Genomic DNA, 18,116 nt, shown 5'->3' on the forward strand with positions numbered 1-18,116 from the left:
GTTCCATGAAAAATCTCAACTGGATTCAAAAGGGGTTGTACCTGCTCAATATCATTACCGCCCTGGCCCTGATCTTTGGGTTGCTTATCCCATATATCCCCATAGAGCTTTCTCCTAAACTTTCAATTTTCAGCCTGGCGGTACCTCCCCTGGTGGTGGTAAACCTGTTATTCATGCTTTTTTGGCTTTTTTCACTTAAGAGGCAATGGTTGTTATCCTTCCTGGTACTGCTGGCAGGCTATTCCAGTGTATTGTCTCTTTATAAATTCGGAGGGACTCCCAGTGTGATCACCACCTCGGCTGTGAAAGTAATGACCTATAATGTCCGGCTCTTCAATAAATATGAATGGATCGAACAGGAGGATGTGGCTCAGCGCATACAGGAGATGGTGAAGCAGGAAGATCCTGATATCCTCTGTATGCAGGAATTTCACAAGGAGGAGGAGGGGAGTTTCTCCCAGTACCCCTTCCGTTATGTGAAGTATAAAACCGGGCAGACCGGGCAGGTGATCTTTTCGAAATTTCCGATTGTCGGGGAGGGATCCCTGGATTTTCCGGATTCCGGGAATAATGCCATCTATGCGGATCTCAGTATTGGCCGGGACACGGTTCGGGTCTACAACCTCCATCTTCAGTCGTTCATGATCAATCCTGAGAAGGAAGAAATCAGCCAGGAGAATTCCAATCGAATAGCCAACCGTATGGGAATTGCTTTTTCGCGCCAGAAGATACAGGCAGATATTTTTGAAGCGCACCGCGATACTTCCCCTTATCCGGCCATTACCTGTGGCGACCTTAACAATACCCAGTTTTCTGCCATCTACCGGCAGGTGAGGGGTGATGCTGCGGATACCTTTGAAGAGCAGGGGAAGGGAACCGGAAAGACGTATTATTTTAAGTATTACCCTTTAAGGATCGATTTTATATTTACCCATGAAAGTATTCCTGTGATCTCTCATAAGAACCGGTATGACTTTTATTCAGATCACTATCCGGTCATTTCACAGGTTCGAATTCATTAAAAAGCAATCGGCCATATCTGCGAGGATATGGATCGAGCAGGCGATACCTATAATCCTGGTTCTCCTGGGAAGCAGCAGAAGCATGTACAATACGATCAATGGCCAGGAATGCAGAACATGGAATCCAATGCTGCAACGGTCCGCATCAAATACAGGCGAGGCTAAAAGGTGGTCGGTGTCCAGCAGGATACCGGCCCAAAGCAATAGTAAGGTGTGGCGAAATCTGGAGCCATAGAAAAACCATGCTACAGCTATTGGGATCCCGAAATGAATTCCGTAATGTATTAAAGGTCTCAGGTATTCTGCACTCATTGAACCGACTGACTTTCCAGGTAATTCAATGCATTTGGCCCTTCATTAAATAACAAATCGAGTATGCATAGGTTGGGGATAAATCCTTGCTTTTCTTCAAATACCTGGGTGTAGGGCTGAAAATCGAAAGTTGATTTGCTTTTGGCGTTTGCCAGGTTTCTGTGGTCTGTAGTTTCCTGAGGAGATTTTTCATAGCTTCCAGTAAAACTGTAATCCAGGTCGGTTTGCATGATCTCCGCCAGCAAAAGCGCCGATTCCAGGTTCATATCGTAAAGCCGGGTGTGTTTTTTTTCAAAAAAGGGGGCAATCTCGTCCTCGTAGAATTCAAAGAAGGGAGAGGTGCGGTAGGCGGTCTGTATGGATTTCCAGTGCTGCTTTTTCCAGTCGAAATTGTCTTCTATAACCACTTCCCTGTATTTCTGGTGGCCTTCAGCATTATTGCTGTGCTTGACAGGGACCGATAGCAATTGCGGGCCGTTTGCACTATAGATATACGTCCTGTTGCGATAGGTCTGTTTCTGATAATTGTCTTCTTTTTCAAACACAAATCCGCCCTTTACCATGACCGTAAAATGGGCAATGTTGGGAAAATATGTAGGATGTAAAAGCGGTTTCATGCGAGTGAACTAAGAGGTTTGCTTTTTGCGTTTCCGAAATTGTGCCCATGCGAGATAGATCGCCAGGGCGCCTACAAACCACAACAGGTAGGATTTCGGTTGACCTTCACCGCCCACGGTGGTGAAAACCCGGTCCCAGCGAACCTTCCAGTTTTTCATGCCCTGGGTAAAGTTCTCTACACTCATCCAGATGAATACTGGCTTACCTACAATATGGTCTGCGGGAACAAAGCCCCAGTAGCGGCTGTCTTCTGAGCGGTGTCGGTTGTCTCCCATCATCCAGTAATAGTCCTGCCGGAATGTATAGGTGGTTGTGGGATTCCCATTAATAATGATCTGATTGCCTTCCACATCAAGGGTATTCCCCTCGTATTCGCGGATGATCTTTTTATACAGGGGCAGATTTTCTGTGGTCAGGGTCACTGTTTTCCCTTTTTCCGGCATATAGATGGGCCCCATATTGTCGAGGTTCCAGGTGTATTCCGGGGCATTGGGGAAGAAAGACTGGCTGGTGAGCTCTTTTGGCATCACATAGCGTATCACACTGTCTATAGCCGGGTTGGCACGCAGTTTTTCAGCTCCTTCCAAAGTCAGGGTGGCTTCTCTTTCGAAATTGGCGATCTCCTTTAGATTGAGCCTGTAGTTTCTGACCACTTCCAGGGGAATACCGTTCTTTCCGGTTTGCAGGACGATTCCGCCCTGTTGTGCGTTCTGTGGCGGGGCCGTTAAGTAGGGGGCTACCCCGTTAAGTTGCTGCTGGGTCATATTGCTGGCAATATAAACCCGGTTAAGCTCTCTAGCTCCTGCGTCGATAAGTGCTGCAGAGGTTACGCCCTTAGATGAAGTAACACGGTACGAATACTGGGTTTTTGCCCTGTCCGGTAGCACGGTTTTTTCTCCGTTTATGTAAACGAACCCATCTCTGATCTCCAGGGTATCTCCGGCAATGGCCACACAGCGTTTAACGTAGTTTGACTTCTTATCGATAGGTTTTCGTATGCGTTTGTCTGTGATCTTAAAAAACTGTTCCACCGTATCTGCAGGCCAGCTAAAAACCACTATGTCGTTGCGCTTTACTTCCTGGAACCCGGGCAAACGGAAATACGGTAACTGAGGCTTTTTCAGGTAGGATTTGGTTTTTACCACCGGAAGAGTATCGTGAACCATCGGGAAGGCTACTGTAGTCATCGGTGCCCTTGCCCCGTAATGGAATTTACTCACAAAAAGGAAATCGCCTACTAAAAGGGTTTGTTCCAGGGAGGAAGTGGGTATTACATAAGGCTGAATAAAATACGTGTGCACCAGGGTAGCTGCAACCACCGCAAAAAGAATAGAACTTACCCATTCGCCCAGTGCTGTTCTGGGCTGCAGAGACCGGTCTTCAATATAGTCTACCTCCAGGGCATAGTTTACGTAATAGATATAAAGCCCGAGGGTGATCAGCACTAAGAGGGTGTCTGTGGTGCTGTTGCGTCCAAAGCTTCTGATGGTTTCTACCCAGACCACCGGGATCATGATCAGGTTGATAATGGGCAAGAATAAAAGAATGACCCACCACCAGGGGCGGCGAATGATCTTCATCAGGATTACGGCATTATAAACAGGAACAAGAGCTTCCCAGGCTTTTCTTCCTGCTTTGGTGTACAGTTTCCAGGTTCCAAGAAAGTGGATAACCTGAATAAGGAAGAAGAATATGATCCATTGCGTTGCTGTCATCTTGGATATTTGGGTTTTATGATTCAGGCCGTCAGGCCAGAGAATGTTATCGTTTCAGTAAAAATAGCTGTTTTCTTTAAAATGCTTCAGAGGCTGAGCACATCTTTCATGCTGTATACCCCCTTTTTGTCTTTCAGCCATTCCGCGGCGATAACGGCTCCAAGTGCAAAGCCTTCTCTGTTATGGGCGGTATGGGTGATATCGATGCGGTCTACAGCACTTTCCCAGCTAATGGTATGGGTGCCGGGAACCTGTCCGGTTCTTATGGCTTTAACGGGAATGGATTTTTCATCCGGGTTTTCAAGGCTCCAGTCCTTGTATGGGGTATGTGCTATAATGCCCTCTGCCAGGGTAATGGCCGTACCGCTGGGAGCATCCAGTTTTTGGGTATGGTGGATCTCTTCCATTGCGACCTTATAGGTTTCCAGGTTCCCCATCATTTTTGCCAGGAACCGGTTCAATTCAAAAAAGATATTAACCCCAAGGCTAAAATTGGAGGCGTAGATAAAGGCGCCGTTCTGCGCCCGGCATACCTCGAGAGCCTCGTCATACCTGTCCAGCCAGCCGGTGGTACCTGAGATCACGGGGACATTGTGATGAAAACAATGGGTGATATTTTCAAAGGCAGATTCCGGAACGCTGAAATCAATAGCGACGTCGGCATCTTTAAGATCCAGGGCATCTTGTTTTTTTATGCGGGATACGATATGGTGCCCCCTTTGGCGGGCGATCTCCTCGATCATTTTCCCCATTCTTCCGTATCCGATAAGTGCAATCTTCATGGTCTTGTTTTACTGTGGTCAGAACTTCAGGTTGAGGGTCAGTCCGAAATTGGTGTTAAAACTGGTCTGATCCTGTTCTATAAAGGGTTTGAAGCTCAGGTTGTCGTTTACGTTGTATTGTTTCAGGTGGGCGTCTACATTGGCGTCGATAATGTTAAGCGCATAGAGTCCAACGGTGATAAGCAGGGATAGATCCCGGTTTCTCTGGTAGAATTCCTGGGCATTTCTCAGGGCCTCATCACTTACGTCCGGACTGCCTGGTATAATTCCGCTGTTGTTGATATCGTAGAACTCGTCATTCTGAAATCCGGCGAGCCTGCTTTTATAGGCATCCCGGTACCTGTTGTATTCGTTGGTGTTGTTAATGTAGAAATAAAGCCCGGTACCAATAGCGCCGTAGACTAAAGGGACCTTCCAGTAGCTTTTGTTATAGATCTGCCCCAAGCCGGGTAATATGGCCGAATAAAAGGCGGCCCGTGCAGGGGAAAGCGGATTGATCTGCTGGTTGGAGCGCAGGCTGTCTTTACGCTGCTGCCTTTGAAGCCGGCGAATTTCCTTTTTACTTAAGGAGTCACCTTGTATCCCGGGAGTGGTGAGCGCTGTCTTTGTATTTTCAGAAGCAGGCGATTGGGTTTCCTGTGCGCTGATCGCCAAATGGGAGAGGCACAAAAGAAAGATCGCTAAATATTTTATCTGCACTACTTCAGAAGTTTGGCGAGACGCAAAAAGTCTTCCTTGGAATGAAAAGGAATAATAAGCCTTCCTTTTCCGTTTTTGGCAACTTTTACATCTACTTTAGACGATAGATATTCCGTAAGGCTGTCCAGGTTGTCGGAAACATATTCAGGCATTTCTGCAGCAGCAGGTTTTTTGGTTTCCCCGGTTTCCTTTTTGAGCTGGTAATCGCGTACCAGTTTTTCTGTCTCTCTTACCGAGAGGGAATGCGATATGATCTTTTCATAGATCTGTATCTGGTCTTGTTTACTCTCGATATTGATCAGGGCCCTTCCGTGTCCCATGCTCACAAACCCATCCCGCATTCCGGTTTGAATAATTGGGTCCAGTTTGAGCAGTCGCAGGTAATTGGTAATGGTTGAACGTTTTTTACCTACACGGTCACTGAGTTGTTCCTGAGTGATTTCAATCTCATCCAAAAGGCGCTGGTAAGACAGTGCTACTTCAATAGGGTCGAGATCCTGACGCTGAATGTTTTCCACCAGGGCCATTTCAAGAGACTCCTGGTCATTGGCGATACGAATGTAGGCGGGAACAGATTTTAACCCTGCCAGTTTAGAGGCCCGGAGCCGGCGTTCTCCTGAAACCAGCTGGTATTTGTTAAAATCTACCTTGCGAACCGTAATAGGCTGGATTACTCCAAGCTCCTTAATCGAAACAGCCAGTTCCTGAAGGGTTTCCTCATTGAAGTTGGTACGGGGCTGGAAAGGGTTTACCTCGATGGTCTCCAGATCCAGTTCTACGATATTACCAACTACCTGATCGGCATTTTTGTCTTCTGCCGATTGTATGTCATTTTCCGGGTCCTTTAACAGGGCCGAAAGTCCTCTTCCTAAAGCTTGTTTCTTGGTTGCCTTTGCCATTATACCGCTTGCTTGTTCTTTTCAATAATTTCGTGGGCCAAATTTAGATAATTTGTAGCACCTTTACTGGTCGCGTCGTAATTTATTATGGTTTCTCCGTAGCTGGGCGCCTCGCTCAACCGCACATTACGCTGGATGATCGTATCGAAAACCATATCGCTGAAATGCTTCTGCACCTCTTCAACAACCTGATTGGAAAGTCGTAAACGGGAATCGTACATGGTAAGCAGCATTCCTTCGATATCCAGATTCGGGTTGTGGATTTTCTGAACACTTTTAATAGTGTTCAGGAGTTTTCCCAGTCCTTCGAGGGCAAAATACTCACACTGTATCGGGATGATCACCGAATCGGAGGCCGTAAGGGCATTCAAGGTGAGCAGGCCAAGGGACGGAGCACAATCGATCATGATATAGTCGTATTCGTCCTTTACCTCGGCAATGGCTTTACGAAGCATATATTCCCGCTCGTCCTGATCCACGAGCTCGATCTCGATAGCCACCAGGTCAATATGTGCAGGAATAAGATCTACATTGGGGGAATCGGTTTTTATGATGGTGTCCCTGACCGGCAGGGAGTGTTCCAGTAACTGGTAGGAACCGTGCTCTACAGCCTCTACATCAATGCCTAACCCGGAGGTGGCGTTGGCCTGTGGATCTGCATCGATAAGCAATACCTTTTTCTCCAACACGCCGAGTGAGGCTGCGAGGTTTACAGAGGTGGTGGTTTTGCCCACGCCTCCCTTCTGATTCGCAACAGCAATTATTTTACCCATAACAATAAATAGAATTACCTCGTAAAAATACGATTATTTGTGAGTATTAAAAATGAATTTTTTTAACAACGGCCTTCCTTTTCCCCCATTGGTTCACGGCAGAAATACATAAGCAACTGAGCCCTATCCTGTTTTAGGATAGGGCCGGGAATGCTGGCTTTTCGTTGTTGATAACTTCGTGCCCGGAGTTGCTAACAGCCTGGGGTATTTACTTTTGTTTTTTAGCCCGGATCATGGCTTCGAGCATATCCCACATTTCTTCGGGGATGGCCTCCAATAGGTTGAACTGCCCGGCGCCCTTCAGCCATTCGCCTCCGTCTATGGTGATCACCTCCCCATTGACATAGGCGCTGAAGTCGGAAACCAGGTATGCCGCAAGGTTAGCCAGTTCCTGGTGCTCGCCCACACGCTTCAGGGGGACTTTTTTGGCCAGATCGAATTTTTCTTTCAGTTCTCCCGGTAGTAGTCGGTCCCAGGCGCCTTTGGTGGGGAAAGGACCGGGTGCAATGGCGTTAAAACGCATGCCGTATTTAGCCCACTCCACCGCAAGACTGCGCGTCATGGCCAGTACTCCGGCCTTTGCCGTAGCCGATGGCACTACATAGGCCGATCCTGTCCAGGCATAGGTGGTTACGATATTCAACACGCTGGTATTTTCCTGTTTGGTGTCGATCCAGTGTTTCCCGAAGGCCAGGGTGCAATTTTTAGTTCCCTTCAGGACAATATCGATGATGGTGTCGAAGGCATTTGCAGAAAGTCGCTCGGTAGGGGAGATAAAGTTTCCCGCAGCATTGTTGAGCAATACATCCACTTTTCCGAATTTCGTGATAACCTGGTCTCTCATGGCTTCGACCTGGTCGTAATGGCGTACATCACATTGCAGTGGGAGGCAGGTGCCTCCGGTTTCAGCTTCCAGTTCCTTTGCCGTGTTCTCCAGCTTTTCCATGTTCCTGGAGGTGATGGCTACCCGGGCACCCAACTCGAGGAAATACCGTGTCATTGCTTTTCCGAGTCCGCTACCGCCACCGGTAACCACTATGGTCTTATCTTTTAACGCTCCGTCGCGTAACATTTTTTCTTTAAAGTTCATCTTGGTTGTTTTGAATGATTAATTACGTTGTTATTCCTCGTCTGTAAGGATCTCCAGGATCTTGATAGCCGTGTCACTTATTCGGGTTCCCGGACCGAATACGGCAACCGCCCCGTCTTTGAACAGGGCCTCGTAGTCTTTTCGGGGGATCACCCCCCCGACGATGACCATGATGTCTTCCCTTCCGTAATCCTTAAGGGCTTTAACCACCCGCGGCACAAGGGTCTTATGCCCGCCCGCAAGGGAGGAGACCCCCAGCACGTGGACGTCGTTTTCCACCGCCTGTCTGGCAGCCTCTTCCGGGGTTTGGAAAAGTGGTCCGAAATCCACATCGAACCCTACATCGGCATATCCTGTGGCTACTACTTTGGCGCCGCGGTCATGGCCATCCTGGCCCATTTTGGCGATCATGATCCTGGGGCGTCTTCCTTCTTTTTCTTCAAAGGACCGGGCCATTTCCCTGGCTTTACTAAAACTGCTGTCGTCTTTCACTTCTTTAGAATATACTCCGCTAAAGGATTGGATTTTTGCTTTGTAACGGCCGTAAACCTTTTCCAGGGCTTCCGAGATCTCGCCCAGGGTTGCCCTGAGCCTTGCAGCTTCCACCGCCAGGCTCAGCAGGTTCCCTTCCCCTGTTTCTGCGGCCCGGGTAAGGGCGAGCAGGGCAGCGGTTACTTGCTCCTGGTCTCTGGTGCTTTTGATCTTCTCCAGGCGCTCCAGCTGTTGTCTTCGCACCTGCTCGTTATCGACCTCGAGGGTCTCCAGGTGGTCCTCATTATCGAGCCTGTATTGATTGACCCCGACAATAATATCTTTCCCGCTATCGATACGGGCCTGTTTTCGGGCCGCCGCCTCTTCGATCCTCATCTTTGGAATACCAGCCTCTATGGCCTTTGTCATTCCTCCGAGCTCCTCTACCTCTTCGATAAGCTTCCATGCTTTTGCAGCGATTTCCCCGGTAAGCGATTCCACATAGTAACTCCCTGCCCAGGGGTCTGTTGTCTTGGTAATCATGGTTTCCTCCTGGAGGTACAACTGTGTATTCCGGGCGATATGTGCCGAAAAATCGGTAGGCAGGGCAATCGCTTCATCCAGGGCATTGGTGTGCAGGGATTGGGTGCCCCCGAAGGCCGCTGCCGCAGCCTCTATACAGGTGCGGGCCACATTGTTAAAAGGGTCTTGTTCGGTCAGACTCCAGCCACTGGTTTGTGAATGGGTTCTCAGGGCCAGAGATTTGGGGTTCTGAGGGTGGAACTGCGAGACCAGTTTTGCCCAAAGCATGCGCCCCGCCCGCATTTTTGCGATCTCCATGAAATGATTCATACCAATGGCCCAGAAGAAAGAAAGCCGAGGGGCAAAACTGTCGATGTCCATTCCGGCCTTAAGACCGGTGCGTATGTATTCCAGTCCGTCGGCAAGGGTATAGGCCAGTTCTATGTCTGCAGAAGCACCGGCTTCCTGCATATGGTATCCGGAAATACTGATGCTGTTGAACCTGGGCATATGCCTGGAAGTAAATTCAAAGATGTCTGCAATGATCTTCATGGAAGGGGTGGGAGGGTAGATGTAGGTGTTTCGCACCATAAACTCCTTGAGAATATCATTTTGAATGGTTCCGGATAACAGTTCCGGAGCTACGCCCTGCTCCTCGGCAGTAACGATATAAAATGCCATGATAGGCAATACTGCCCCGTTCATGGTCATGGATACCGACATTTTATCCAGGGGGATCTGATCGAAGAGGATCTTCATATCCTCCACGCTGTCAATAGCCACTCCGGCCTTTCCCACATCGCCGATCACCCTTTCGTGATCGGAGTCATATCCGCGATGCGTGGGAAGATCGAATGCGACCGACAATCCCTTCTGACCTGCAGCCAGGTTACGGCGGTAAAAGGCGTTGCTTTCTTCTGCCGTGGAAAACCCGGCGTACTGCCTTATGGTCCAGGGTCGGCGTACATACATGGTGCTGTATGGACCGCGAAGGTAAGGGGCGATTCCTGCTCCAAAGTTCAGGTGTCCGAGGCCTTTGAGGTCTTCAACCGAGTAATGGGATTTTATTTCGATATCTTCTGCGGTGCGTTTTCCCTCAGAAGGGGCATCAGTTCCGGTTTCCGGTGTTTTTAATCTTAAGTCCTGTAATGGTTTTCTGCTCATCGCTTACTCTTCTTTTAGGCGTTTCTTTTCCAGAGACTCTGCCAGGCGTTTCTCAATAATGGGCTCGATAAGTGTCTTTTTCTCCTCTTTTTTTAAAAAGGGATCCAGTTCCAGGTCCTGTTTCATCCGGTCTTCCGGATTGATGTATTTGTTGGTTCCCACAAGAATCCGCTCTTTCCGGTCAAAGGCTTCCTGCTCTTCCCTTGCGGTTTCCTTGATCTTTTTCTGAATGGTATGGTCCATAAGCTGCCTGAGGTATCCTCCTCCTGCTTCGATCTGCTTAAAGATCTCCAGGGCTTTCTCGGCCATTTCTGTGGTTAGTGTCTCGATGTAATAACTTCCGTCAGCCGGATTGTCCACCACATCAAAATAGCTTTCCTTTTTGAGGACCAGCAATTGATTGCGCGCTATTCTTGACCCGAATTCATTGTCTTTATGGTATATGCTGTCGTATGGCATACTGCAAACCGTGTCGGCTCCTCCGAGGATAGCACTCATATACTCGGTCGTGGTTCGAAGCATATTAACGTTGTAGTCATATAGCGTTTTGTTTCGTTTTCCGGGAATAGCCAGGATATGTGGGGTATGGGTATTTCCGTAAGCTCCGGCCAGGGATTCCCAGAGCACCCGGAGGGCTCTGATTTTGGCGATCTCAAAAAAGTAGTTGCTACCCACCCCGCAAAAGAAAAGGGGTTGAAGTGCCGAAGCCTTGATTTCATGGGCCTCGAGCAGATGAAGATACTCATTGGCGTGGGCCAGGGCATACGCCAGTTGTTGTATGGCAGATGCACCTGAGTTAAGGTACCTGCCCAGGTTGATACTTACCTGCGAATGGATGTTCGCTACTCCGGGGTGTTCTTTATCTTGAAGATATGCAAGAATGTCTGCCAGAAGCTGCATATCCTTTTTCTGGTTATAATGCCAGTTACCGGAAGCATTGAGGTCGTTGACCGGGTCCAGAAGGAGGTACACCCTGAAGGTGGTTCCTTCCAGGAAACCGGTAAGTTCCCTGATGAAATCGGGAGATAAAAAATGCATCTCCAGGTAAACCGGAACGGAGGTTTCTCCCAGAGCACTGAGCAAAACCTCCGGCTTTACTTTTTTATCGTGCAATACGAACAGGATGGATTCTGCTCCTTTTTCAAGAGCATGCCGGGCTTTTTTCGCTGCCTTTTCTTCATTGGCGGTGTAAATGCGTTCGCATATGCTCCAGGTCCGTCCGGGAGTGGTTGGTTGCAAAACCGGCCTGTTTTCCAGGTCTTCGGAATGATAAAAGGGTTTTATGGTGATGTTTTCAGGAGTAGTGGTCAGCAGGGTGTTATTGTAATCCAGGCCTTTAAGGTCAAACTGGATCTGCTGCTTCCACTGTTTAGCGCTCACTCCTTTAAATGCATCAAATAAGGGTTTAGTCATTAGTATCAGTTTTTAGGCTGTCTTCGTATTCTATGATAAAGATCTCCTCATTATCCTTTTTATAATAGTATTCCTCCCGGGCAAACCGCTCCAGTTCCCGCTTTTTTTGCAGGGCTCTCAGCGCCTTCTTGTCCTTGGCAATTTCCCGTGTCAGGTGCTTTTTCTGCATCTGGAGTTTTTCGATCTCTGCATTGAGTTCACGATGGGTGAACCACCAGGAATTGGTGTCAAAAAATAACATCCAGATCACGAATACCAGGGAAACCAATACATAAATATTGCTTCCGATTCGAAACCATCTTTTCTCGCGTATGGATTTCCAGTTCATTTAAATGAGGCGTTCGTTTATTATGGTTCGTACGATATTGATCGCAACGGTATTGTACTTGTTATTGGGAATGATAATATCGGCATATTCTTTTGTAGGTTCAATAAACTGCTGATGCATCGGTTTCAGGGTGGTCTGATAGCGGGTTAACACCTCTTCCATATCTCGTCCGCGCTCGTCCACGTCTCTTTTAATACGGCGGATAAGCCTTTCATCAGAATCGGCATGCACATAGATCTTAATGTCAAAAAGATCTCTTACCTCCGGATGGGTAAGTATCAGTATGCCTTCTACGATCATTACCTTTCGCGGAATGGTGGTCTCTGTATCTCCTGTTCTGTTGTGTTCCCTGAACGAATACACAGGCTGCTCCACGGCATTCCCGGCTTTTAATTCCATCAGGTGTGCACAAAGTAATTCGAAATCTATAGCCCCGGGATGGTCGAAATTCACCCTTACCCTTTCTTCCATTGGCATATGAGACAGATCGTTGTAATACGAGTCCTGGGATATGATCCCGACCTCATCCGGAGGTAATTCGTTAATGATCTGGTTAACAACCGTTGTCTTTCCGCAACCTGTTCCTCCGGCAATTCCAATGATTAGCATAAACCCTGATTTATTTACAAAAATAGAGATTTGCAGCGAAGAGATAAAGTGAAAAGTCAAGACCTTTTAAACAGCCTCGCCCGGGCGCTCCGGAATTTGTAAAATCCGGTGCCTAACCGGCAGAGTCGGCTATAGCATTAATGGGGTTTAAAAACAATCAAGAAGGGCGCTGCATAAGGACCCTGCCCCGTATCGTTTAATATTCGGCGGTTTTATCAGGCGGTTGACGGGGAAAAATAACGCACAAAGCTAAATAATACTTAACTTTTCTAAGGAAAAGATGGTCCGGGAGGGCAGGGGTTACTCCTGCAAAAAGATCCCGGGTGATGCTTTCTTTTCTGCCTGAATACAATAGCCTCACTTACTTTCTGCTAATGGTAATCAGAGGCCTGGTCATGCCAGGGCCTTTATCCTTATTCCGGTACCTGTATGATGAATTGCATTAGAAGATTTTTTGTTCCCTTATGCCTGACCCTGTTAGGGGCACTTCCTTTTATTTTATTCGCAGGTCTACCCGAAACGGATCCTTTTCCGACCTATCCTGTGGCGCAGGACAGCATTGCAGGTGTACAGGATTCTCTTGCGTTGAAGCAGGATACTGTAAGGCCTGGGCAGGATGCTGTAGAGGCGGGTGATTCCCTTGCGGGAGGAGCCGAATTAATACGTAAGCTTTGGAGAGACGAGTTTAGTACGGAAGAGGGAAGAAAGGCCTACCAGGAGAAATATCCTCCCGCCTATGTGGTATTTGAAGGTGATACACTATTCCGGATCTATGACAACCTTGGGCCTTTTGGTCCTGGAGAACGCGCCAGGGCAGTGAGTGCAAGAATCGAGGAGATCCTCGAATCGGGGCCTGTAGATCTGAAAGAGCTGAAATTGAGTTGCGATCCGTTGATGTGCAGGATTGTCTATAAGGATATCCTGATCACCACCATGACCCTAAGGCAAGCCGACCTGATGGGATCTGACCTGGAGGAAATGGCCCAAGGCCGTTTTGACCGCCTGTACACATTTATGGAAAGTCAGAAAGACCGCAGCTGGACAATGATCCTGAAAAGACAGCTGATCTTTCTTGTAGCCCTGGTTTTTTTCGTGGTGGGATTCAAATACCTCAATCGTTTTTTGAAATGGCTGATGCTGAAGGTGCTCAGGAGATTCCGGGAACGACTTGGGGCTGTTAAGTTTAACGAGTATGAGTTCCTGTCCAGGGAGCGGTCGGAGATGTTGGTATTATGGTTGCTTAATATCCTGAAGAATATTGGCTTACTGGTGCTGATCTATTTCTATTCCCTCCTGCTCTTTACCATTTTTCCGAAGACAGAGCCCATCGCCATGAAATTGTTCAATTATGTGGTAAGTCCTTTGGAAGAATTTGGTCTGGCCATTATCGGGTTTGTTCCCAACCTGATTACCATCGCGGTGATCATTTTCCTGGTGCGATACCTGAAAAAGGGCCTTAGATTTTTAACCTCAGAGGTCGAGAGGGGAAAACTGGAGATCCCGGGGTTTTATCCCGATTGGGCCCAACCTACCTACAGGCTGATCAGTGTGATCATAACCCTCTTCGCTTTTGTAGTGATCTTTCCCTACCTTCCCGGTAGTGACTCCCCGGCTTTCCAGGGGGTAAGCGTATTTTTGGGCTTGCTGCTGTCTCTGGGATCAACTTCGGCCATCAGCAATATCATCGCCGGACTGGTAATTATTTATATGCGCTCGTTCAAGATCGGCGACCGGGTAAAGATCGGGGATACTACCGGAGATGTCATCGAAAAAACCATGCTGATCACCAGGTTGCGAACGGTTAAGAATGAAGAGGTTACCCTGCCCAACTCCACCATCCTGAATGGGAGTACCATTAATTACACCAGCGGATCACTCAACCAGGGGCTCATCGTGCATACTACCGTTACCATAGGTTATGACGTTCCCTGGAAGCAGGTACATGAACTGCTCCTGGAGGCTGCCGCCCATACCGAACTCATTAAAAAGGATCCGAAGCCCTTCGTGTTGCAAACCAGCCTTGATGATTTCTTTATCAGCTACCAGCTCAACGGGTATACAGACCATGTGAGTTCCCAGGGCCGCATCTATTCGGAGCTTCACGCCAACATACAGGATGCCTTCAATAATGCCGGGGTAGAGATTCTTTCCCCCCATTACCGGGCAGAACGCGATGGGAATGCCAGTACCATTCCGCCCCCACAAAAATCCGGAGCGTCTTAACCGGGAATGTAAAAAAGACGGTTTTAGCCGCTACGTTTAAAAGCTTTTCAGGACTTAGGCACGATCCTGAGAATACCTTTGCCTTCCACGGCTAAATAGAGATACCCGTCCGGACCTTGTTTTACATTTCGGAGTCTTCCTACACCTTCAAAAAGTTTTTCCCGTTTGGTAACACTGTTGCCGTTAAGTTCAAGGCGTTCCAGGTACAGGAACTTTAATGAGCCTGCCAGCAGACTGCCTTTCCATTCGGGGTAGCGGTCGGAAGTAACAAAGGCCATTCCGCTGGGAGCAATAGAGGGAACCCAGTAATACAGCGGCTGTTCCATGCCTTCTTTTTCGGTAAGCTCGGTAAAAGATGTGCCATCGTAGTTGATGCCGTAACTGATTACCGGCCAACCGTAATTAGCCCCTTTTTTAATGATATTGATCTCATCACCACCCTGGGGACCGTGTTCGTGGGTCCATACTTCCCCGGTTTCGGGATGGATCGCCATTCCCTGGGGATTGCGGTGACCGTATGAATAAGCTGCCTCGACAGCATTGGGCTGGCCAACAAAAGGATTGTCTGTGGGAACCCGCCCATCGTCATGCAGGCGGTATACCTTTCCTCCGTCGCGGGTCAGGTCCTGTGGGTTCACCTCGCGGGCTCCCCGTTCGCCGATGCTGAAGTAGAGCATTCCTTCCTTATCAAAGGCCATGCGCGAGCCGAAGTGAACAGATTTGGTGGTGTTGGGCGTTGCCTTGTACAGCAATTCATTATCGGTAAGAGTACTGTCTTTCAGCCGGGCCCGCATAAGTGCCGTATGACCTCCTTCCCCTTCCCCTTCACTGGAAGCATAGGTAAGGTAGATCCAGCCATTTTGCTGGTAATCCGGATGTAATTTGATATCCAGTAATCCGCCTTGTCCGTGATAGTAGACTTCCGGTACGTTAGACACCTTGGTCTTTTTCCCGTTGTCGAACAGGATCAGGTTCCCATTCTGTTCCGTAATGAGCATTCTTCCGTCAGGAAGAAACTCCATACCCCACGGAATGGTAAGGTCATCCACTATTAATTCAGTCGTATAATTTACCTGTTCAGGAGTTTCAATTTCGATGGGGGCTTCTTCCATTGCGGTATCCTTTTTCTGACCACAGGAAGCAGTAATTAATAACCCACATAGGATGGTTGTAAGTTTGATCGTTTTAAAACGGTATTTCATAATTCGGGTTTTCTCTTTGCTACAAAATTAAAAATATTCACCCGCTCTGGAAGCGGTACCGGCTTTTAATTCTTAAGTGCGCGTTCAATTCCTTTAAGTACAATGGGTTCCATTACCCTGTAACCTGCCGCATTGGGGTGTACCCCGTCTTCAGAATAGATTTTTTTCATTCCTTTCTTCTCATCAGACAAGGCTGAAAAGTAGTCGACATAGATATGGTTATTTTCTCCGGCAAAATCCTTTATCCAGGCATTCACCTGGCTTATTTTTTCGACCGGTTCCAGACCGGGTCTCCAGGCATAATCGTAAACGGGAAGGATCGAGCAAAGCACGACCCTGATCCCGTTGGCCTGAGCCAGTTGTGCCATGGCTTTGATGTTATCGGTGATCATCTTAACGCTGGCGTATCCTGTATTTCCGGCAATATCATTGGTTCCAGCCAGAATGACTGCGATCTTTGGCCGGAGATCGATTACATCGGGGGTGAACCGGATCAGCATTTGCGGGGTGGTTTGTCCACTGATGCCCCTTCCGGCAATTTGATGCTCCCGGAAGAATTCCGGGTGATGATCGGCCCAGACCTCGGTGATGGAATTCCCCATAAAGACCACTTTTGGGTAGTTTTGCTGTTCAGCGATTTCCCGGTTGGCGGCAGCATAGCGCTTTAGGTCAGGCCAGTCCCGGGCCATAAGTTCTTTATATAACTTCTCCTGGGCGCTGATATCGTCAGGAACCAAAAGGAGCAGAACAGGTGCCAGAATGTATTTTAAAAGTCTCATAATTACAACTTAAAATCTTACAATAATAAGACTTTAAATTGTAAAGACCGGGAGTCATGGAACTACCACTCAAATGGTTTCCAGCCAACCCCGAATTCTATCCAGTCGGCCCCGGCCCCGTTTCGGGTTTTTAGTCCCAGCTGGGCGAAAAACCGCTTTGAAATTTCATATTGTATGGCAGGCCGAATAAAAAGGTTGTCCTTCATGCGGTCGTCGGTGAGATAGGTACCCAGTTGTACCCTGATATTAAGCCTCCAGAACATGAAGTCATAACCCGCATGTACTCCGATAAGGTACCTGTCTTTACTGTCGGGGTAGGATTCGGCGAGGGAATTGTCATAAAACAGGTCCATCCCCGTGGTAAGTCCATGCATACGGTTGAAATATCTTCTGTAATCCACCACGCCGGAGAAGGTGCCATAGCGCAGGTCAGTACCCTGATCAATATAATTCTGTACCGTGCCTACGGCCAGGTAGATATCCACCGAATTGTTGTAGGGGTTCTTCTCCGATTTCGGCCGCTCCGGTCGCAGGAACCGGGAACTTACCACCGTGGTGGTATAGGGGTCCCTATCCAATTCTTTTTGCAATTGATTGAAGTGATAGCGCATACCCAGGTTTAAACCAAAAAGATTCAAGCCGTAATTCGGGGTATAGGTCCTTCCGTTGCTGTAATGTGTGAAATCTATTCCATATAAAAGATCGATCTCCCGGTTTAATTTCCAGGCCCCTCCGAAATTCACATTAAAGTAAACCGCCATTCTTGCTCCAATGGCATCGTTAAGCGGGTTGCTTTCTTCATTAAATGGTTCAAGATTGTAGGTAAGTCCTAAGGCAGGACTGATCTCCAGAACATTTCTGCGGTGAGGTTTACTCAAAAAGAAGTTTACAAAACCATAGAGGGCATGCGGATTTCCGAATACCTGTGGGTCTCCGATATTAGCAGTGTAGTATCCGACCCCATATGCGGCAAAACCGGTTTCCCGGGACCATTGATCCGCATTGGAAGGTTGCCATGCAAACCTGATATCGAGCGCCCCGTATCCGTAATTAACTTTATCATTCAGGTCCTGTCCTGAATATAGATGAGCTCCGGAGAGTGCTTTTATGGAGATACTTTTAAACTTCCCTTCTTCCTGTGACCACAGTCCTGTGATGCACCCGATCATAAAAAAGATGCCGCAAAAAAGTTGATGGTTCATTTTCATACATATGTGGTATTTATGTTGTGTTTCAGGTGGCGGTTCATAACCGGCCTGATCAGTTGCTGGTATTTAGGCATCAGGGATAAGAAATGCGGACGCATAAAAAGGGAGCCGGAAGAAGAAGAGGGATTTAAAGTTACTTAATTTTTTGTAAATAAAGGCTGACATCTTACTTATAATCAATGTGTTGTGAGACAGGGGCTCATGAAGAGCAGGACAGGCAGTCAGGGGGTGCATTTCACGTATTTTATAGTGCCTTTACCGATGGGAAAACAGATTTACGAAAACGT

The 18,116-nt window shown here is 47.9% G+C and carries 17 protein-coding genes; 2 read left to right on the forward strand and 15 right to left on the reverse strand.

The window, feature by feature from the left end; genetic code table 11:
- Positions 1-5: 5 nt before the first annotated feature.
- Positions 6-1,022, forward strand: coding sequence for an endonuclease/exonuclease/phosphatase family protein (locus tag K7R11_RS08155; RefSeq protein WP_224490042.1), 1,017 nt, complete (start codon positions 6-8; stop codon positions 1,020-1,022).
- Here the strand turns inward: K7R11_RS08155 and K7R11_RS08160 are convergent.
- The 12 genes from K7R11_RS08160 to udk all read right to left on the reverse strand — a co-directional run bounded on the left by K7R11_RS08160 (position 1,002) and on the right by udk (position 12,417).
- Positions 1,002-1,334, reverse strand: coding sequence for a DUF6122 family protein (locus K7R11_RS08160; protein ID WP_224490043.1), 333 nt, complete (start codon positions 1,332-1,334; stop codon positions 1,002-1,004). The two genes, K7R11_RS08155 and K7R11_RS08160, sit on opposite strands and share 21 nt — an antisense overlap.
- Complete coding sequence (locus K7R11_RS08165) at positions 1,331-1,951, reverse strand: WbqC family protein (protein WP_224490044.1); 621 nt, start codon at positions 1,949-1,951, stop codon at positions 1,331-1,333. Before K7R11_RS08165 ends, K7R11_RS08160 begins: the two co-directional genes overlap by 4 nt.
- 9 nt (positions 1,952-1,960) lie before the next feature.
- A complete protein-coding gene (gene lepB / locus K7R11_RS08170; RefSeq protein ID WP_224490045.1) occupies positions 1,961-3,667 on the reverse strand; it encodes a signal peptidase I in 1,707 nt (568 codons plus the stop codon).
- 86 nt (positions 3,668-3,753) lie between these two features.
- A complete protein-coding gene (gene dapB / locus K7R11_RS08175) occupies positions 3,754-4,449 on the reverse strand; it encodes a 4-hydroxy-tetrahydrodipicolinate reductase (RefSeq protein WP_224490046.1) in 696 nt (231 codons plus the stop codon).
- An 18-nt stretch (positions 4,450-4,467) separates the two neighbouring features.
- Positions 4,468-5,148 carry a DUF5683 domain-containing protein gene (locus tag K7R11_RS08180; RefSeq protein WP_224490047.1) on the reverse strand — a complete coding sequence of 227 codons (681 nt, stop codon included), beginning with the start codon at positions 5,146-5,148 and terminating at the stop codon, positions 4,468-4,470.
- Positions 5,148-6,047: a ParB/RepB/Spo0J family partition protein gene (locus K7R11_RS08185; protein WP_224490048.1), complete on the reverse strand. Its 900-nt coding sequence runs from the start codon at positions 6,045-6,047 to the stop codon at positions 5,148-5,150. Before K7R11_RS08185 ends, K7R11_RS08180 begins: the two co-directional genes overlap by 1 nt.
- Complete coding sequence (locus K7R11_RS08190; protein ID WP_224490049.1) at positions 6,047-6,820, reverse strand: ParA family protein; 774 nt, start codon at positions 6,818-6,820, stop codon at positions 6,047-6,049. Before K7R11_RS08190 ends, K7R11_RS08185 begins: the two co-directional genes overlap by 1 nt.
- A gap of 208 nt (positions 6,821-7,028) precedes the next feature.
- Positions 7,029-7,910 carry an SDR family oxidoreductase gene (locus tag K7R11_RS08195; RefSeq protein WP_224490050.1) on the reverse strand — a complete coding sequence of 294 codons (882 nt, stop codon included), beginning with the start codon at positions 7,908-7,910 and terminating at the stop codon, positions 7,029-7,031.
- Between the two features lie 30 nt (positions 7,911-7,940).
- Complete coding sequence (gene scpA, locus K7R11_RS08200) at positions 7,941-10,067, reverse strand: methylmalonyl-CoA mutase (protein ID WP_224490051.1); 2,127 nt, start codon at positions 10,065-10,067, stop codon at positions 7,941-7,943.
- Positions 10,068-10,070: 3 nt separating this feature from the next.
- Positions 10,071-11,480 carry a methylmalonyl-CoA mutase subunit beta gene (locus K7R11_RS08205; RefSeq protein ID WP_224490052.1) on the reverse strand — a complete coding sequence of 470 codons (1,410 nt, stop codon included), beginning with the start codon at positions 11,478-11,480 and terminating at the stop codon, positions 10,071-10,073.
- A complete protein-coding gene (locus K7R11_RS08210; RefSeq protein WP_224490053.1) occupies positions 11,473-11,808 on the reverse strand; it encodes an FtsB family cell division protein in 336 nt (111 codons plus the stop codon). The genes K7R11_RS08205 and K7R11_RS08210 overlap by 8 nt, the downstream gene beginning before the upstream one ends.
- Positions 11,809-12,417 carry a uridine kinase gene (gene udk / locus K7R11_RS08215; protein ID WP_224490054.1) on the reverse strand — a complete coding sequence of 203 codons (609 nt, stop codon included), beginning with the start codon at positions 12,415-12,417 and terminating at the stop codon, positions 11,809-11,811.
- A gap of 429 nt (positions 12,418-12,846) precedes the next feature.
- On the opposite strand from udk, the gene K7R11_RS08220 reads away from it, so the two are divergent.
- Positions 12,847-14,640, forward strand: coding sequence for a mechanosensitive ion channel family protein (locus K7R11_RS08220; RefSeq protein ID WP_224490055.1), 1,794 nt, complete (start codon positions 12,847-12,849; stop codon positions 14,638-14,640).
- A gap of 47 nt (positions 14,641-14,687) precedes the next feature.
- Here K7R11_RS08220 and K7R11_RS08225 read toward each other — a convergent pair whose 3' ends face one another.
- From K7R11_RS08225 to K7R11_RS08235, 3 genes are all read right to left on the reverse strand, one after another.
- A complete protein-coding gene (locus K7R11_RS08225; protein WP_410528194.1) occupies positions 14,688-15,842 on the reverse strand; it encodes a PQQ-dependent sugar dehydrogenase in 1,155 nt (384 codons plus the stop codon).
- A gap of 65 nt (positions 15,843-15,907) precedes the next feature.
- The gene (locus K7R11_RS08230) at positions 15,908-16,621 is read right to left on the reverse strand and encodes an SGNH/GDSL hydrolase family protein (RefSeq protein WP_224490056.1); all 714 of its coding nucleotides are present in this window, start codon (positions 16,619-16,621) and stop codon (positions 15,908-15,910) included.
- Between the two features lie 62 nt (positions 16,622-16,683).
- Positions 16,684-17,829 carry an acyloxyacyl hydrolase gene (locus K7R11_RS08235; RefSeq protein WP_224490057.1) on the reverse strand — a complete coding sequence of 382 codons (1,146 nt, stop codon included), beginning with the start codon at positions 17,827-17,829 and terminating at the stop codon, positions 16,684-16,686.
- Positions 17,830-18,116: the final 287 nt, after the last annotated feature.

The sequence above is a fragment of the Robertkochia flava genome (assembly GCF_020166515.1).
GTDB classification, from domain to species: Bacteria; Bacteroidota; Bacteroidia; order Flavobacteriales; family Flavobacteriaceae; genus Robertkochia; species Robertkochia flava.

Coding starts and splice junctions, on each gene's coding strand:
- K7R11_RS08155 (WP_224490042.1), top strand. CDS start 6: ATGAAAAATCTCAACTGGATTCAAAAGGGGTTGTACCTGCTCAATATC.
- lepB (WP_224490045.1), bottom strand. CDS start 3,667: ATGACAGCAACGCAATGGATCATATTCTTCTTCCTTATTCAGGTTATC.
- dapB (WP_224490046.1), bottom strand. CDS start 4,449: ATGAAGATTGCACTTATCGGATACGGAAGAATGGGGAAAATGATCGAG.
- K7R11_RS08220 (WP_224490055.1), top strand. CDS start 12,847: ATGATGAATTGCATTAGAAGATTTTTTGTTCCCTTATGCCTGACCCTG.
- udk (WP_224490054.1), bottom strand. CDS start 12,417: ATGCTAATCATTGGAATTGCCGGAGGAACAGGTTGCGGAAAGACAACG.
- K7R11_RS08230 (WP_224490056.1), bottom strand. CDS start 16,621: ATGAGACTTTTAAAATACATTCTGGCACCTGTTCTGCTCCTTTTGGTT.
- K7R11_RS08190 (WP_224490049.1), bottom strand. CDS start 6,820: ATGGGTAAAATAATTGCTGTTGCGAATCAGAAGGGAGGCGTGGGCAAA.
- K7R11_RS08205 (WP_224490052.1), bottom strand. CDS start 11,480: ATGACTAAACCCTTATTTGATGCATTTAAAGGAGTGAGCGCTAAACAG.
- scpA (WP_224490051.1), bottom strand. CDS start 10,067: ATGAGCAGAAAACCATTACAGGACTTAAGATTAAAAACACCGGAAACC.
- K7R11_RS08210 (WP_224490053.1), bottom strand. CDS start 11,808: ATGAACTGGAAATCCATACGCGAGAAAAGATGGTTTCGAATCGGAAGC.
- K7R11_RS08225 (WP_410528194.1), bottom strand. CDS start 15,842: ATGAAATACCGTTTTAAAACGATCAAACTTACAACCATCCTATGTGGG.
- K7R11_RS08185 (WP_224490048.1), bottom strand. CDS start 6,047: ATGGCAAAGGCAACCAAGAAACAAGCTTTAGGAAGAGGACTTTCGGCC.
- K7R11_RS08165 (WP_224490044.1), bottom strand. CDS start 1,951: ATGAAACCGCTTTTACATCCTACATATTTTCCCAACATTGCCCATTTT.
- K7R11_RS08195 (WP_224490050.1), bottom strand. CDS start 7,910: ATGAACTTTAAAGAAAAAATGTTACGCGACGGAGCGTTAAAAGATAAG.
- K7R11_RS08235 (WP_224490057.1), bottom strand. CDS start 17,829: ATGAAAATGAACCATCAACTTTTTTGCGGCATCTTTTTTATGATCGGG.
- K7R11_RS08160 (WP_224490043.1), bottom strand. CDS start 1,334: ATGAGTGCAGAATACCTGAGACCTTTAATACATTACGGAATTCATTTC.